14 protein-coding genes are annotated in these 15,052 nt (G+C 57.8%); 8 read left to right on the top strand and 6 right to left on the bottom strand.

Annotated elements, in window-relative coordinates; genetic code table 11:
• Nucleotides 1-29: 29 nt before the first annotated feature.
• Both ACR0IY_RS03295 and ACR0IY_RS03290 read left to right on the top strand, forming a co-directional pair.
• The gene (locus ACR0IY_RS03295) at nucleotides 30-803 is read left to right on the top strand and encodes a 3-hydroxybutyrate dehydrogenase (protein WP_480670414.1); all 774 of its coding nucleotides are present in this window, start codon (nucleotides 30-32) and stop codon (nucleotides 801-803) included.
• Between the two features lie 64 nt (nucleotides 804-867).
• Nucleotides 868-1,893, top strand: a complete 1,026-nt coding sequence (locus ACR0IY_RS03290) for a patatin-like phospholipase family protein (protein WP_480670413.1) — start codon at nucleotides 868-870, stop codon at nucleotides 1,891-1,893.
• On the opposite strand, the gene ACR0IY_RS03285 is transcribed toward ACR0IY_RS03290, so the two are convergent.
• The 4 genes from ACR0IY_RS03285 to ACR0IY_RS03270 form a co-directional block, all read right to left on the bottom strand.
• Nucleotides 1,894-2,571, bottom strand: a complete 678-nt coding sequence (locus tag ACR0IY_RS03285) for a DUF502 domain-containing protein (protein WP_480670412.1) — start codon at nucleotides 2,569-2,571, stop codon at nucleotides 1,894-1,896. It lies immediately after the preceding gene.
• 64 nt (nucleotides 2,572-2,635) lie between these two features.
• On the bottom strand, nucleotides 2,636-3,550 hold the full coding sequence (locus tag ACR0IY_RS03280; RefSeq protein WP_480670411.1) for a pseudouridine-5'-phosphate glycosidase: 915 nt from the start codon (nucleotides 3,548-3,550) through the stop codon (nucleotides 2,636-2,638).
• On the bottom strand, nucleotides 3,547-4,440 hold the full coding sequence (locus ACR0IY_RS03275; protein ID WP_480670410.1) for a PfkB family carbohydrate kinase: 894 nt from the start codon (nucleotides 4,438-4,440) through the stop codon (nucleotides 3,547-3,549). Before ACR0IY_RS03275 ends, ACR0IY_RS03280 begins: the two co-directional genes overlap by 4 nt.
• Nucleotides 4,441-4,485: 45 nt before the next feature.
• On the bottom strand, nucleotides 4,486-5,103 hold the full coding sequence (locus ACR0IY_RS03270; protein ID WP_480670409.1) for a thiamine phosphate synthase: 618 nt from the start codon (nucleotides 5,101-5,103) through the stop codon (nucleotides 4,486-4,488).
• 152 nt (nucleotides 5,104-5,255) lie between these two features.
• Between ACR0IY_RS03270 and ACR0IY_RS03265 the strand changes: the two genes are divergently transcribed.
• The 4 genes from ACR0IY_RS03265 to ACR0IY_RS03250 all read left to right on the top strand — a co-directional run bounded on the left by ACR0IY_RS03265 (nucleotide 5,256) and on the right by ACR0IY_RS03250 (nucleotide 10,022).
• Nucleotides 5,256-5,999, top strand: coding sequence for an RNA methyltransferase (locus tag ACR0IY_RS03265; RefSeq protein ID WP_480670408.1), 744 nt, complete (start codon nucleotides 5,256-5,258; stop codon nucleotides 5,997-5,999).
• A 60-nt stretch (nucleotides 6,000-6,059) separates the two neighbouring features.
• Nucleotides 6,060-7,205, top strand: a complete 1,146-nt coding sequence (gene ctaA, locus ACR0IY_RS03260) for a heme A synthase (RefSeq protein WP_480670407.1) — start codon at nucleotides 6,060-6,062, stop codon at nucleotides 7,203-7,205.
• A gap of 5 nt (nucleotides 7,206-7,210) precedes the next feature.
• Nucleotides 7,211-8,680: a carboxypeptidase M32 gene (locus tag ACR0IY_RS03255; protein ID WP_480670406.1), complete on the top strand. Its 1,470-nt coding sequence runs from the start codon at nucleotides 7,211-7,213 to the stop codon at nucleotides 8,678-8,680.
• A 79-nt stretch (nucleotides 8,681-8,759) separates the two neighbouring features.
• Entirely contained in the window at nucleotides 8,760-10,022 is a 1,263-nt protein-coding gene (locus tag ACR0IY_RS03250) for a DsbA family protein (protein WP_480670405.1), read from the top strand.
• Nucleotides 10,023-10,057: 35 nt separating this feature from the next.
• On the opposite strand, the gene gyrA is transcribed toward ACR0IY_RS03250, so the two are convergent.
• Nucleotides 10,058-12,766 carry a DNA gyrase subunit A gene (gyrA, locus tag ACR0IY_RS03245; protein ID WP_480671120.1) on the bottom strand — a complete coding sequence of 903 codons (2,709 nt, stop codon included), beginning with the start codon at nucleotides 12,764-12,766 and terminating at the stop codon, nucleotides 10,058-10,060.
• A gap of 224 nt (nucleotides 12,767-12,990) precedes the next feature.
• On the opposite strand from gyrA, the gene ACR0IY_RS03240 reads away from it, so the two are divergent.
• Nucleotides 12,991-13,260 (top strand): usg protein, encoded by a 270-nt coding sequence (locus ACR0IY_RS03240; protein ID WP_170481731.1) that lies wholly within the window; start codon nucleotides 12,991-12,993, stop codon nucleotides 13,258-13,260.
• Nucleotides 13,261-13,365: 105 nt separating this feature from the next.
• A complete protein-coding gene (locus tag ACR0IY_RS03235; RefSeq protein WP_480670404.1) occupies nucleotides 13,366-14,061 on the top strand; it encodes a lipid-binding SYLF domain-containing protein in 696 nt (231 codons plus the stop codon).
• Here ACR0IY_RS03235 and ACR0IY_RS03230 read toward each other — a convergent pair whose 3' ends face one another.
• A complete protein-coding gene (locus tag ACR0IY_RS03230) occupies nucleotides 14,062-15,015 on the bottom strand; it encodes a radical SAM protein (protein ID WP_480670403.1) in 954 nt (317 codons plus the stop codon).
• Between the last annotated feature and the right edge of the window lie 37 nt (nucleotides 15,016-15,052).

Below are 15,052 nucleotides of genomic sequence, written 5' to 3'. Positions count from 1 at the left end.
CCCAAAGCGGATTTTGAGGGAGAGACCACATGAGCCTTTCGGGAAAAACAGCGATCATCACCGGGTCAAATTCGGGGATCGGATTGGGTGTCGCGCGCGAGCTTGCGAAAGCCGGGGCCGATGTTGTTCTGAACTCGTTCACTGACCGCGATGAAGATCACGCTTTGGCCGCCGAGATCGCGCAAGAGACCGGAACCAATGCTCGCTACATCAAGGCTGATATGTCCAAAGGTAACGAATGCCGTGCGCTGATTGAAAAGGCAGGTGTGTGCGACATTCTGGTGAATAACGCAGGCATTCAGCATGTGTCGCCGATTGATCAGTTTCCGGTCGACAAATGGGACGCAATCATCGCCATCAACATGAACTCGGCCTTTCATACCACCGCGGCCGCTCTGCCATTGATGCGGGAAAAGGGCTGGGGAAGGATCGTCAATATCGCGTCGGCGCATGGCCTAACGGCCTCGCCCTTCAAAACGGCTTATGTGGCTGCCAAACACGGCGTCGTTGGGATGACCAAGGCCGTCGCACTGGAAACGGCGCAGGAGCCGATCACTTGTAACGCGATCTGCCCGGGTTACGTATTGACGCCGCTGGTCGATGCGCAGATTCCGAACACAATGAAAGAATACAACATGAGCCGCGAGGAAGTGGTTAAAAACGTTCTATTGGAACGGCAGCCGTCAAAAGAGTTCGCAACCGTCGAGCAATTGGGTGGCACAACGATCTTTTTGTGTTCGGACGCTGCAGAGCAGATCACTGGGACCACGATTTCAGTGGACGGCGGCTGGACTGCTTTGTGAGGTTTCATGGGGGCTCTGCCCTCATACCCCCGGAGTAATTGGGAAAAGATGAAGGGGCGGGTGAATGAAGCGTATCAATCTGGCCTTACAGGGTGGTGGGGCGCATGGAGCGTTTACCTGGGGCGTTCTGGACCGCCTGCTCGATGACGAAGACATCGGGATCGCCGCGATCACGGGAACATCTGCCGGGGCGCTGAACGGGGCTGCTTTCAAATCGGGAATGGTGCGCAATGGGCGTGACGGCGCGCGGGCCAGTCTGGACGGGCTGTGGGCGCGCATGGGCGCGGTAGGCGATATGCGTTTTGCCAATTGGATGCAGGCTATCGAGCCGTCTCAGATCGCTCAGGCAATGGAATACTCATTGCCGTTCTCGGTTGGTGATACCTGGTCCCGGATGGTGTCGCCTTATGCCTATGGTCCGTTTTATCGAAACCCGTTGGAGTCGGTGGTGGATCGGTTCAACTTCGATGAAATCTGCGCGGATGAGGGGCCCGGCCTGTTTGTCTGTGCCACATGTGTGCGCAGCGGCAAGATTCGGGTTTTCACAGGTGAAGAAATTTCAACAAAGGCTATTCTGGCTTCGGCCTGTTTGCCGAACCTGTTTCAGGCAGTTGAGATATTCGATCCCAAAACCAACCGCACCGAGGCCTATTGGGATGGGGGTTATACCGGCAACCCCGCGTTGTATCCTTTGTTCGGCGATGACCTGCCTGATGACGTGGTGATCGTGAATATCAACCCGCTGGAGCGGGATGAGGTGCCAAAAACGCCGCAGCAGATTCAAAACCGGATTAACGAGATAAGTTTTAATTCGTCTCTGCTGCGTGAACTACGCGCAATCAACTTTGTGCAGCGCCTGCTAGCCGAAGGTAAGTTGAAGGCCGGAGAGATGAACCGGGTTCTGGTGCACATGATTGCCGATGACGCGTTGATGAATGACCTGTCTGTTGCTACGAAAACGGTGCCTAATCCGGTCGTTCTGCATAAGCTCAAACTGGCTGGGCGCGCGGCTGCGGATCGGTTTCTGAAGGATCACAAGGACGACATCGGGGTGAACAGCACCGTCAACCTGCCAGACATGTTTGGTTAATTATTCAGGTGGTTGCGTTGGGTCTTTTTCATTCGGATAAACAAGACCCGCTGAAATCACCAGTTTGGCAGCGTCCTCGATCGACATGTCCAAAAGGATGATGTCTTCTACAGGAAAGAACAGCAGGAACCCGGAGGTCGGGTTCGGGGTGGTAGGAACAAAAACACCCATCAGTTCTCCGGCGGTTTCAGCCCGGCTGCTGACTTCGCCCTTGGCCGTGGTTGAAACGAAACCAATCGCCCAGATGCCCCGCCGCGGGTATTGGATGAGGCAGGCCTTTTCGAACGACCGTTCGGTTTGCGCAAAGACCGTTTCCGAGATTTGCTTGATGCCCGAATACACGGACCGGACAACTGGCATCCGGTTGACCAGGCTTTCAGCGAAATGGATCAGTGAGCGGCCTAATATACCTTTGGCAATCCAACCGACAAGCACGGTGAAGATCAGGAAGATCACGACGCCGACGCCGCGCAGGTTTACGCCAACATATTCCTGTGGCTGGAACTGTTGTGGCACCAGCGGCAGAACCGCGCTGTCGATCCAGCCCACCACGGACCAGATCAGCCAAATGGTCAGCCAAACCGGTGCAATGACGACGATGCCCGTCAGAAACGACGCGCGCAGCCGGGAAAACAGGCCCGGGCGGCGATGGGGTTCTTCGTCAAACGGTGTGTTCATTGCGGTCCTGAGTGGTTTGCGGATTTAGTTAAGCAGTCCGGTGCCTTGGTACAATAGGTTTATGTCATTTGCTCGGTTCGGAGAGGGACCGCGCGATTGCAGCGGCCAGTTTCGCGTTGTTGCGAACCAAAGCGATGTTGGCGGTCAGCGAACGGCCCTCGGTCTGTTCGTAAATCCGTTGCAGCAGATAGGGCGTGACGCCCTTGCCACTGATCCGGTGTGTATCTGCGTCGGCTTGGGCTGCGGCGATGATGGGGGCTAGTTCCTCGGCCGGAATCTGGTCGGCGGTCGGGATCGGGTTGGCAACCAACTGTCCTCCGGGCAGGTCCAGCGCGCGGCGTGTTGCGTGTGCCTTGGCGATGTCATCAGCGTTGTCCATACGCAGCGGCGCGGCGTATGGGGATTTCGCGGACCAGAAGGCAGGAAATTCGTCCTGCCCATACGCGATGACCGGAACGCCGAGCGTTTCCAGCACCTCAAGCGTTTTGGCTAGATCGAGGATCGCTTTGGCACCCGCCGCTACAACCGTTACAGGCGTTTGGGCCAATTCGTGCAGGTCGGCGGAGATGTCGAATGAGGTTTCTGCCCCCTGATGAACGCCTCCGATGCCACCGGTGGCGAATACCTCGATCCCGGCGTGGTTCGCGGCAATCATGGTTGCAGCAACGGTGGTTGCCCCGGTGCCGCCGGTCGCCATGCACGCCGCCATGTCCGCGCGGGACAGCTTGGCGACGCCTTGCGCTTGGCCAAGTGCGACCAGTTCGTCTGGCTCAAGCCCGACATGCAGCGTACCCTTTATCACGGCCATCGTGGCTGGAACGGCGCCCGCATCACGGATGTCCTGTTCGACCTGAGCGGCAACTTCGATGTTTTGCGGGAAGGGCATTCCGTGGGTGATGATGGTGCTTTCCAGCGCGACGATGGGCTGGCCTGCGTCTTTGGCGGCGAGGACTTCGGCGGAATACTGAATTTCAATCACAGTGGGGTTTCTCCGGAAACGTAAGTTGCGGCGGCGTGCAGGGCGCGGGTCAGGGCCTCATCGCTGGATGCTCCGCCGGATTCTGAGGCGATATGGGCCGCCATAAAGGTATCGCCAGCGCCGGTCACACGCGTGACCAGAACGGACGGAGGTGTCTGCGTCAGGATTTTCTTAGCGCCACCAACTGTGGCTGAATTGCCGCCATCCGTCACCAAAACACGCAAGGCGCCGCGATCCAGCAAGCCCTTGGCGGCGCTTTCGGAATCGGTGAATTCGCGCTGGCAAAGGATGCCGGCTTCTTCGAGGTTCACATACAGGGTCGCGCGAGCATGTTTGAGGAAAGGCAGTAGGCGTTCGGCCTTGCCGGGTGAGGCCGGGGCGACCCGCAGATCAGCACGCGCAAAAGCCGGGCTTTGGGCGATTTCCTCCAAAAGGTCCAATGTCAAGTTGCCGTCCAATGCCACCGGGCCCTCGAAAGGCGTGTTTTCATAACCCAGCGGCCCGTGCATCAGAGGGCGCAGTATCTTGGCACCAGCGGCTTCCAACGAATGGGCATCGGCAATTGCCGCAATCAGGCCGTTTGCACCTTCAACAGCCATGTATCGGTCAGTCGGTAAGTCTTGCGACCGGTAAATATGATCCGTCACCATGCCCAGGCGGGCGCAAGCGTTGACTAGTTCGTCTCCTTCGGGATCGCGGCCAATGGCGGTCAGCAGCGTGGGCGTCATCCCAAACCGCACCAAAGTCATGGCAATGTTCATGGCGACACCGCCGGGCAGGCGGGTGATCCGCCCCGGCACGTCCGAACCCTGCCGCATGGCGCTGGCAGAGCGTCCAATCACGTCCCAAAGGACCGAACCGATACACAGTATTTCGCTGTTCTGAGTCATGCGGACGTCATGCCGCAGCCCTGAAGCAGGCGCAAGGGTTAACGCTCACATCGCGTCTGTCAGGGTTTTCAGCGCGGCCAGAGGGTCGTCTTGCGACCAGATTTCATTCCCGATTCCGAAGAAATCGGTATGGGGGGCCAGATCGCGGATCAGATCGGGAATCAGGCCGCCCTCGGCCACCACCGGAACTTCGATCATTTCGGACCACCACTGGAACAGATCCTGTTCCGCGGTGGTTCCGTCGCCCAAAGCGGATGCGCCGACCGGGCCAAAGGCAACGTAGTCCACACCGGCCTCACCTGCGGACATGCCGTCATGGCTTGAGGCACCACAAAAGCTGCCGACGATAGCATCCGCGCCCAATTCCTTGCGCGCCGCCCGGACCGATCGCGCGGCGTCATCCAGATGCACGCCGTCCAAACCCAGACGCTGCGCCAGCAATACGTGGTTCGAAATCACCAGCGCCACGTCGCGCGCGTGGGCCACCTCGCGGCAGGCATCAGCAGCGCGGGCGATTGTATCCTCATCACTGCCCGCCAGCGCCAGACGGATGCAGGCGATCTCGGCTCCGTCCAGAACCCGGCCCAACTGGTCGGGAAATGTGCTGAGGGTGATGGTCGGCGGGGTGATCAGGTAAATCTGCGGCTGCTCGGGGGTGTCCATTGGCGCGTCCTTCGCTTTCAGTCTTTTGCGCGGTTTAGCGGATTGTGGCGGGGAAGCAAACTTTTATGGTCCATTGCGCCGGTTTTGCGGCCTCAATGCCTTGCCCTGCGTTGGAGTGCCGATTAGAGCAGGCCAAGTTTTCGGAGACAGCCATGCCCAGCGACAAATCCCAGCCTTCTTTTGTGCTCGTGCGCCCTCAGATGGGTGAAAACATCGGTGCCGCCGCGCGGGCTATGTGGAATTTCGGGTTGGACCGGATGCGGATCGTCGCGCCGCGTGATGGTTGGCCGAACCCCAAGGCGGTGGCGATGTCCAGTGGGGCCGGGCGGTTGCTAGACGAAGCGCAACTTTTCGACGATCTGGCAGGGGCTTTGGCCGACAGTACGTTCGTCTTCGCCACTACAGCGCGGCAGCGCGGCTTGACCAAACCGGTCTACAGCCCCGAACGCGCCATGCAGATCGCCGCAGAAAAAGTTGCCGCAGGCGAAAAGGTGTCCGTTCTGTTTGGCCCAGAACGCGCCGGGCTTGAGAACGAAGACATCGCCAAGGCCAACGCTATCATATCGGTGCCGGTGAACCCGGAATACACTTCACTGAACCTCGGCCAGTGCGTGTTGCTGACTGCGTATGAGTGGATGCGTCAAACCGGAGACGTGGTTCACGAGGCCACTGATTTGGGCAAGGGCGACTGGGCCACGGGCGTTGAGGTCGAAAAACTGGTCGAACATTACGAGGACCGGCTGGAAGAGGCAGGATTCTTCTACCCGCCCGAAAAGGCCGAGGGCATGAAGATCAACCTGCGCAATCTTTGGTCGCGTATGCGCATGACGCGGGCGGATGTGCAGATGCTGCACGGGATCATGCGGCAGATGGTCCGCTGGAAGGAACGGGGCTGAGGCTGGACCTCGGCCCGCCATGGCCCTAGCTTGCAACGAAAATCAGGACATGAGGACAGCATGAGCGGCAAGCGCAGCATCTTCGAAGAGGTCACAGACACCGATAAGAAACAGGCGGTTCAGCCCGGCATGATCGACCGGGGCAGAGGCGGTGCGCGCCGGGCCATTCGTGTGTGGCTGATGATCCTGTTTGCGCTTGTGGTCGTGATGATCGCTGTTGGCGGCCTGACCCGTTTGACGGATAGCGGATTGTCGATCACCGAATGGCGTCCGATTACCGGTGCCGTTCCTCCGATGTCCGAGGCCGACTGGCAGGCCGAGTTCGACAAATACAAGCAAATCGACCAGTGGCGCATTCAGAACCAGTGGATGGAATTGAGTGATTTCAAATCAATCTTCTGGTGGGAATGGGGTCATCGGCAACTGGGCCGCGTGATCGGTCTGGTTTGGGCGCTTGGGTTCATTGGGTTCCTTCTGGCGCGGAAAATTCCGACCGGTTGGACTGGAAAGTTGCTGATCCCCGGTGCTTTGGGCGGCGTTCAGGGCGCAGTCGGCTGGTGGATGGTTGCCTCGGGTGTGACTCAGGGTGAGGGGATGACGTCTGTGGCCAGCTATCGACTGGCCATTCACCTTGGACTGGCCTTCGTGATCCTCGGTTTCCTGGCCTGGTACATCTTTGAACTGGGCCGCGATGAGCGTGACCTGATGCAGGCCCGCCGCGCGAAAGAGGCGAAACTGTTCTCGCTGTCCACTGGCCTAATGCATTTCGCCTTTTTGCAAATACTCATTGGCGCCATGGTTGCAGGAATCGACGCCGGTCGGTCTTACACCGACTGGCCGTTGATCGGAGGGCAGTTCCTGCCGCCTGATGCGGCAATCCTGGAACCGATGTGGCGCAATTTTTTTGAGAGCCCCGGTCTGGTGCAGTTCATTCACCGATGTGCGGGCTATCTGCTGTTTGTCTTTGCAATCGTTGTATGGCGTCGGGGCAGCAGCAGTGCGCATCCGCAAACGCGTTTTGCCTTCAATGCTGCCTTTGCAGCACTGTCATTGCAGGTGGTTATCGGCATTCTGACCGTAGTTTATGGTGCCCCGTGGCAGATCGCCATTTTCCATCAGTTCATGGCCGTCGTCGTTTGGACCCTGATCCTGCGCGCCCGCTTTCTGACAGCTTACCCAATCGCAACTTCGATCCGCGGAGCCTGACCCCGATGACAGCCTATGACGACCTGATGGCCTTTCAACGCGAAACCTCGGCCCTCGGGCAGATCGCCGGGCGGCTGGGGTGGGATCAGGAAACGGTGATGCCGCGCGGGGCTGCGCCACAACGTGCCGAGGAAATGGCCGCGATCGAAGCGGTTCTGCACGCTCGCCGATCCGACCCACGTGTGGCCGAGTGGCTGGGGCAGGCTGACCCGCAAAACGATGTGGCCCGTGCGCAAATACGAGAAATCCGTCGGTCTTATGAGCGGACAATCAAAGTGCCAGCCGGTCTGGCCAAGGCCATTGCCCGTGTGACATCCGCGGCGCAGGGCACTTGGGCACAGGCTCGCGCAGACGAGGATGTGGCCACCTTCCTGCCCGTTCTGCAAGAGGTCGTAGATCTCAAACGCGAAGAGGGCGCGGCGCTGGCGCAGGGTGGCGACGTTTATGACGCTATGGTCGAGGACTACGAACCCTACACGACAGGCGAGCAAATTGCCGAGATTTTCGACCAGATGCGCCCGCGTCTGGTTGCTCTGCGGGCGGCCGTTTTGGACAAACCCGCGCCTGCTGCGTTGACCGGTTCTTTCGATGAAGAAAAACAGATGCGCCTGTCGCAGAAACTGGCCACCACTTTCGGCTATGACCTGAACACCGGTCGCGTGGACAAGGCGGTACACCCGTTCAGCTCTGGCAGTGGGCTGGATGTGCGGATTACTACCCGAACCAGTGAAACGGACCCGTTCAACTGCTTCTATTCGACCATTCACGAGGTCGGACACGCAGCTTATGAACAGGCGATTGACCCAAATTTTGGACTGACACTACTTGGGCAGGGCGCGTCGATGGGGGTGCATGAAAGCCAAAGTCGGATTTACGAAAACCAGCTCGGGCGCTCTCGTGCCTTCACCGGCTGGCTGTACGCTCAGATGAAAGATGTGTTCGGAGAATTCGGAATTGCGAATGCCGACGCGTTCTATGCCACTGTGAACGGCGTCCATAACGGCTATATCCGAACCGAGGCGGATGAGGTGCAATATAACCTCCACATAATGCTGCGCTTTGATCTGGAACGTGCGCTGATGTCCGGGGATTTACAGGTCAGCGACCTCGAGGCCGCCTGGAATGACCGTTTCAAGGTCGACTTCGGGTACGCGGTAGATAAACCTTCGAATGGTTGTTTGCAGGACGTCCATTGGTCAGTAGGGCTGTTCGGGTACTTCCCGACCTATGCTTTGGGCAACGTCTATGCCGGGTGTCTCTATCAGGCGCTGCGTGCAGCCGTGCCCGATCTGGACGTCCAACTGACCGAGGGGGATACTTCGGGGGCAACCGGTTGGCTGCGGGAAAATCTACAACGTCATGGCGGGCTTTACACCCCACGCGAGACGATCCAACGCGCGAGCGGGGTAGAGCCGGGACCTGACCCTCTTCTGACATATCTCGAAAAAAAATTCAGTCAGTTATACGACCTGTAATTGTCACGTTCCCGTGTTGGTGTGTGGGATTTTCTTACACAGTCGTTACTTTGCCCCGAATGAATAGGAAGAGGGGCGCATGTCATTCACTAGTTTGGTGAAATCTCGCATTGCAGCCGTTGTGACCAGCCAGGGTTTGCAAGCGACCCGCAGACGCGTGTCTGAGGTAAAGAGGAGGCTCTCTGGTCAACCTCATGTCGTTCAGTATTTTCACGACGTATCAGACCCATACAGCCATTTGACTGTGCAGGTGTTGCCGGAACTGCAACGCAGGTACCATATTAAATTAAAACCACACCTGATTTCCGACCCGCCAATTCAGATCGTTCCCGTCCCCGAGGCTCACCAGCGCAATGCGTTCATAGATGCGGTTCGGATGGCCAAAAGGCTTGGGTTGGTTGAGCCCACTGTTTCATCGCCGCGACCCGCCGCCATCACTGCCGCAGAGTGCCGATTGGCAGCCGAGCTGGATGATCCCGGTTTCGCATCATGTGCAGTTCAGATCGGTCAAACGCTGTGGGCAGGTAAGGATATCCCGGACGGCCCTCGGGCTGATCCTACCAATGTCAAGGCAGCAGGCGATTGGGCATTGGCACAAGCTGGTCACTATCTGGGTGGCTGTTTTAGTTATGGTGGAGAAAGCTATTGGGGACTGGACAGGATTCACTATCTGGAGACCCGGTTGCAAGAGCTTGGGTTGGGTGCCGCTCAACAACCAATCATTCCAGAGCTCACACCGCGCTACCCAGACTCCCCGGGCCAGAAGATTGAGTTCTTTTTCTCATTTCGCAGCCCTTATTCTTACCTCGCGTTCGATCGGGTCCGCAAATTGGCGCGCATCAGCCGAGCGCAGCTTGTCCTGCGTCCAGTTCTTCCGATGTTGATGCGTGGATTACCTGTGCCCTCGGCAAAATCTGCTTACATCCTGAGGGATTGCAGCCGCGAGGCGCGCCAGATAGGTATTCCGTTCGGACGAATATGCGATCCTCTGGGGGCCGGTGTGGAGCGCGGTTATGCTCTGTTGGGCCACGCCGAGGCGCAAGGTCGGCTCGCTGAATACTGCGGTGCGTTTATGACAGCCGTGTGGTCCCGAGGGTTGGATGCAAGCACGGATGCGGGGCTGGCCAAGATCGTAGAAGGATCCGGGTTAAATTGGGAACAAGCCCAGACACACCTTTCCAGAAATCAATGGCGTAGCCGGATCGAGGAAAATCAGAAACGTCTGCAGCAGATTGGACTGTGGGGCGTGCCGAGTTTTCGCGTAGGGCAGCACAGTGTCTGGGGGCAAGACCGTCTGTGGGTGATTGAAGACGCGCTACGAAAGAGCGCTGAGGAAAGCTAAAAGGCGCTGTATGTTTCGCAGCGCCTTTCTATTTTTCACTCAGTGGTCTGCTCGTCGCCATCTTCGTCGCCCTGATCAGCGATCCAGGCAACGCTGACGACTTCTTCACCCTTGCCAGTGTTGAACACTTTCACGCCGCCAGCCGAGCGAGACCGGAACGAAATACCGTCCACCGGCACTCGGATCGACTGACCCCTGGATGTAGCCAGCATGATCTGATCGTCGATCTCAACCGGGAACGAGGCCACCAGCTCACCGCCGCGCATAGCCTTGTCCATGGCCGCGACACCCATGCCGCCTCGCCCGCGCACGGGATAGTCATGGCTGGAGCTTAGTTTGCCCGAACCGCCTGCCGTGATGGTCAGGATAAGGTTCTCGGCGGCCGACATCTCGGCGTATCGTTCCTGAGAGATGGTGGCCATTTCGTTGGCTTCATCATCGGTGTTTTCGGCGTCATCCGTCAGCCCTGCCACGGCACGGCGCATTTTCAGATAGGCTGCGCGCTCGTCAGAAGTGGCCTCGAAGTGGCGGATAACCGACATCGAGACGACCCTGTCGCCGTTGCTCAGCTTGATACCGCGCACACCGGTCGATTTGCGGCCTTTAAAAACACGCACATCAGTGGTCTGGAAGCGGATCGCGCGACCCGAATTGGTGACCAGCATCACGTCGTCCTCTTCAGAACAGATGCGCGCATTCACCAGTTCCACACCTTCGGGCAAATCCATGGCGATCTTGCCGTTGCGCTTGACGTTGGTGAAATCGCTCAGCGCGTTGCGACGCACGTCGCCGGCACTGGTGGCGAAGACGATTTGCAGATTCTCCCACTCTTCGTCCGGTACATCCACGGGCATGATCGCCGCGATGGAGACCCCGGTCGGGATCGGCAGGATGTTGACAATCGCCTTGCCTTTACCGGTACGACCCGACTGAGGCAGGCGCCAGGTCTTGAGCTTGTAGACCATGCCATCGGTGGTGAAGAACAGTAGCTGCGTATGGGTGTTAGCAACGAAGAGGGTGGTGACGACGTCCTCTTCCTTGGTCTGCATCCCTGAAAGGCCCTTGCCGCCACGCTTTTGGGCGCGGAAATCGGCCAGCGGTGTACGCTTGATATAGCCGCCCGAGGTGACCGTCACGACCATGTCTTCACGTTCGATCAGATCTTCGTCTTCCATGTCGCCGGACCAGTCGACGATCTGTGTACGGCGCGGCACAGCGAACTGTTCACGCACGGTGCGCAACTCATCCCCAATGATCGACATGATACGTTCGCGCGAAGAAAGAATATCCAGATATTCCTTGATCTTGGCGGCCAGTTCTTCCAGCTCGTCGGTCACCTCTTTGACGCCCAGTTGGGTCAGGCGCTGCAGGCGCAGTTCGAGGATCGCACGGGCCTGAACCTCAGTCAGGTTATAGGTGCCGTCATCGTTCATCTTGGACAGAGGATCGTCGATCAGACGCAAGTAACCCTCGATCTCAGCCGCAGGCCAGCGACGGGTCATAAGTTTTTCACGTGCCTCGGCAGCATCCGCCGACGAACGGATTGTCGCGACTACTTCGTCTACATTCGAGACCGCCACGGCCAGACCACACAGGATGTGGCTGCGTTCGCGGGCCTTGCGCAGGTCATAGGCGGTGCGGCGGGCGACTACGTCTTCCCGGAAATCGATGAAGGACGTCAAGAACCGGCGCAGAGTCAGCTGCTCGGGGCGTCCACCGTTCAGCGCCAGCATGTTGCAACCAAACGATGTCTGCATCGGCGAGAAACGATAGAGCTGGTTCAGCACAACCTCGGGCGTCGCATCGCGTTTCAGTTCGACTACCACGCGCACGCCGTTGCGATCGGATTCGTCCTGAACGTGCGCCACGCCCTCGATACGTTTTTCACGCACGGCTTCGGCGATCTTTTCGATCATCGAGGCCTTGTTCACCTGATAGGGAATCTCGTCCACAACAATGGCATAACGGTCCTTGCGCAGTTCTTCGACCCGCGTTTTGGCGCGGATGATGACACTGCCGCGCCCTTCCAGATAGGCTTTGCGCGCGCCCGAGCGGCCCAGCATCACGCCGCCGGTCGGAAAGTCGGGGCCGGGCACGTATTCGATCAATTGCTCCGAAGTCAGATCCGGGTCGTCGATCAGCGCCAGCGTGGCGTCAACGACTTCGCCAAGATTGTGTGGCGGGATGTTGGTCGCCATACCCACAGCGATACCACCGGCACCGTTGACCAACATGTTCGGGAAACGGGCGGGCAGGACGGTCGGCTCTTTGTCTTTGCCGTCGTAGTTGTCCTGAAAGTCAACTGTCTCTTTTTCGATATCCGCCAGCAAAGCAGCGGCAGGCTTGTCCATCCGCACTTCGGTGTAACGCATGGCCGCCGGGTTGTCGCCGTCCATCGATCCAAAGTTGCCCTGACCATCCAACAATGGCAGCGACATCGAGAAATCCTGCGCCATCCGCACCAACGCGTCATAGATCGCGCTGTCACCATGCGGGTGGTACTTACCCATCACGTCGCCAACTGGGCGGGCCGATTTGCGGTACGCCTTGTCATGGGTGTTCCCGGTTTCGTGCATTGCATACAGAATGCGTCGGTGTACCGGCTTCAGCCCGTCGCGCAGATCGGGGATAGCGCGGGACACGATGACCGACATCGCATAGTCCAGATAGGACGTGCGCATCTCGGATTCGATGGAGACCGTCGGGCCGTCGTACACGGGGCGCTCGGGCGGGGTTTCATCCATGTTTTCGGGGATTTCTGGCGTATCGCTCACGTAAACTGCCCGTTCTTTGTGCAGGGTCTATATCTTGTGGATGTATCTTATCAGACCCGGCACATAAGGTGCAAGCAAGCAACGTTTCCGCGTGCAAAAAACCACAGTAACATCAGAGTAACATATTGTTAACTAAGGATTAGGGGGTATCCATGTTACCCTGAAGAGACCTTGCAACAAAATTGGAGGTCTGCATGGAGCAAAGCGAAACAGAATTAATGCTCAAAGGGTACGGGCTGACGACGGCAGAATTTTTCTACCACATGCCCGACTACATCCACGTTTTGAATACGTTCATCTGGCAGGACTATGACCTTGCACCCGATCATCCCAAGCTGTTTGATTTCATCGACTTCTGGCAGCGCGAGATTGAAGGGCCATTACACTCGGTCCGGTTCACACATCGCAAGATGATCGCGCCCGGAGAATGGCGCAATGTCGTGGGTGAGTTTCGGGTGAATTGACTGTCAGGCTGAGTTTTTCAGTCAGTAACGATTGAGACACGTTATATTTTCAGGTGCTTGGGGTAAGGTGTCGACCAATGGATTGGTCACACACGGAATCGCTATATGTCCCGAGTTTTCATTCTTGCCGCTGCTGTCTTCCTCAGCGGTCCTGCCGTCGCTGAAGGCGTTTTAGACAAAATCAAGAAAGGTGCCGCTGACACTGCTGACGCCATCGGGCGCGGCGCCGAGAGTGTGGGCAATACCGTTGAAAAAGGTGCCAATGCGGTGGATGACACGATCAATTCCACTTCGGACCTTCTATCCAATGAGGCCACGCCAGAGGAGACGCGGGCTAAGCTGGATGCAATGGCCAGTGAGATTCTGACCCAGCTTCTGGCGGAAAATCCCGAGGCGCAGACACTCTATGATGTCAGCGCCGGATATGCGGTGTTCGACTCGCGACGTGTCACGGTGTTTCCGGTTTCGGCGGGATATGGGCGAGGGGTCGCAATTTCGAAAGATACCGGTCAGCACACTTACATGAATATGGGGACCGGCGGTGTCGGGGCCGCAGTCGGGATAGGTGGGTTCGAGTACAAATTCGTAATCCTGTTCGAAACGCCCGCCGATTTGGACAAATTCATCGAGCATGGATATGACGCCACGGCGGAAACTGGCGCCATGTATGGTGACGACAGCACTAAAGAAACCGTGCGTTTCACAGATGGCAGGTCGTTCTTCGTGCTCGGCAAAAAGGGCTGGCGGGTGTCGGCCGGGGCCTCAGGCACAAAGTTCTGGAAATCTCCCGAACTGAATTGATCAGCCTGAACAACTGGCTCCGCCCAGAACGCAGAATTTGGCACAATGCGGGTGGTTGAGGTGCACATCCGCCTCGGCCTCGGCCAGGGTCTGGCCCATTTCGAATTCGGGCTCGTAAGGTAGAAGGGTACAGGCCAGTACCGCAGGCTGGTCGGCACCTTTGCGCTTCACGACCATTCGAGCGCTTGCGCACATCACAGCCTCAGGTGATTTGTTCAGAATGCTCCAGCAAGCGGTCGTGATTTCAGGTACTTCGACGGTTTCGTCCATCTCGGGGAAAAGAACCGTCTGGCCCGGATTTTGCGCGTCGATGTCAAAGCCGTGCTGTTTAAAGAACGCCGCATAACCAGCGCGGCTTTCGGTGTCGCTGTCGCCCCAAACTGTGCGTCCTGCAACTGCCATGTTGAAGCCGTGGTCGCGCAGCCACTCCATCCCGGTCAGGGTTTTGGCGAAACTGCCTTCGCCTCGTTCTTCGTCGTGCAGGTTAGGAAGGTAGTGGTCGACTGAGACGCGCAGTGTCAGCCTGTCACCAAAGTCACGTTGCAGGTCTAACAACCCTTCGCGCATTTTAGGGCGCATCATTGGTTGCATAGCGTTAGTCAGGATCAACACCTCATACCCACGTTCTAGAGCGGCGCGGGTCATTGCGATCATCTCGGGATTCATGAAAGGCTCGCCACCGGTGAAACCGATTTCGCGCACCGGCCAGTTGCGGGATTCTATCTGATCCAGAAAGTCCCGAACCTCATCTACGGTAATATAAACCAGAGCATCATTGCTCGGACTGCTTTCGATATAGCAGTTCACGCATTCGATATTGCACAACGTTCCGGTGTTGAACCAAAGCGTATCAGGATTGCTGAGTGCAACAGTGGCCCGCGTCTGCCCGTCAGCTGTCACCAATTTGTTCTGAAACTTGCCTATATTGGCGCTTTGATGGGCGTTGTCTTTCATTCCGGTATCCGGTCTTTGAGTTGTAACCTCTGACTTA

This window comes from Ruegeria sp. BC1 (assembly GCF_056539305.1).
This window is presented reverse-complemented; position numbering and strand designations above follow the sequence as displayed.

Coding starts and splice junctions, on each gene's coding strand:
- ACR0IY_RS03250 (WP_480670405.1), top strand. CDS start 8,760: ATGTCATTCACTAGTTTGGTGAAATCTCGCATTGCAGCCGTTGTGACC.
- ACR0IY_RS03265 (WP_480670408.1), top strand. CDS start 5,256: ATGCCCAGCGACAAATCCCAGCCTTCTTTTGTGCTCGTGCGCCCTCAG.
- ACR0IY_RS03290 (WP_480670413.1), top strand. CDS start 868: ATGAAGCGTATCAATCTGGCCTTACAGGGTGGTGGGGCGCATGGAGCG.
- ACR0IY_RS03285 (WP_480670412.1), bottom strand. CDS start 2,571: ATGAACACACCGTTTGACGAAGAACCCCATCGCCGCCCGGGCCTGTTT.
- ACR0IY_RS03275 (WP_480670410.1), bottom strand. CDS start 4,440: ATGACTCAGAACAGCGAAATACTGTGTATCGGTTCGGTCCTTTGGGAC.
- ACR0IY_RS03255 (WP_480670406.1), top strand. CDS start 7,211: ATGACAGCCTATGACGACCTGATGGCCTTTCAACGCGAAACCTCGGCC.
- ACR0IY_RS03240 (WP_170481731.1), top strand. CDS start 12,991: ATGGAGCAAAGCGAAACAGAATTAATGCTCAAAGGGTACGGGCTGACG.
- ACR0IY_RS03270 (WP_480670409.1), bottom strand. CDS start 5,103: ATGGACACCCCCGAGCAGCCGCAGATTTACCTGATCACCCCGCCGACC.
- ctaA (WP_480670407.1), top strand. CDS start 6,060: ATGAGCGGCAAGCGCAGCATCTTCGAAGAGGTCACAGACACCGATAAG.
- ACR0IY_RS03235 (WP_480670404.1), top strand. CDS start 13,366: ATGTCCCGAGTTTTCATTCTTGCCGCTGCTGTCTTCCTCAGCGGTCCT.
- ACR0IY_RS03295 (WP_480670414.1), top strand. CDS start 30: ATGAGCCTTTCGGGAAAAACAGCGATCATCACCGGGTCAAATTCGGGG.
- ACR0IY_RS03230 (WP_480670403.1), bottom strand. CDS start 15,015: ATGAAAGACAACGCCCATCAAAGCGCCAATATAGGCAAGTTTCAGAAC.
- gyrA (WP_480671120.1), bottom strand. CDS start 12,766: ATGGATGAAACCCCGCCCGAGCGCCCCGTGTACGACGGCCCGACGGTC.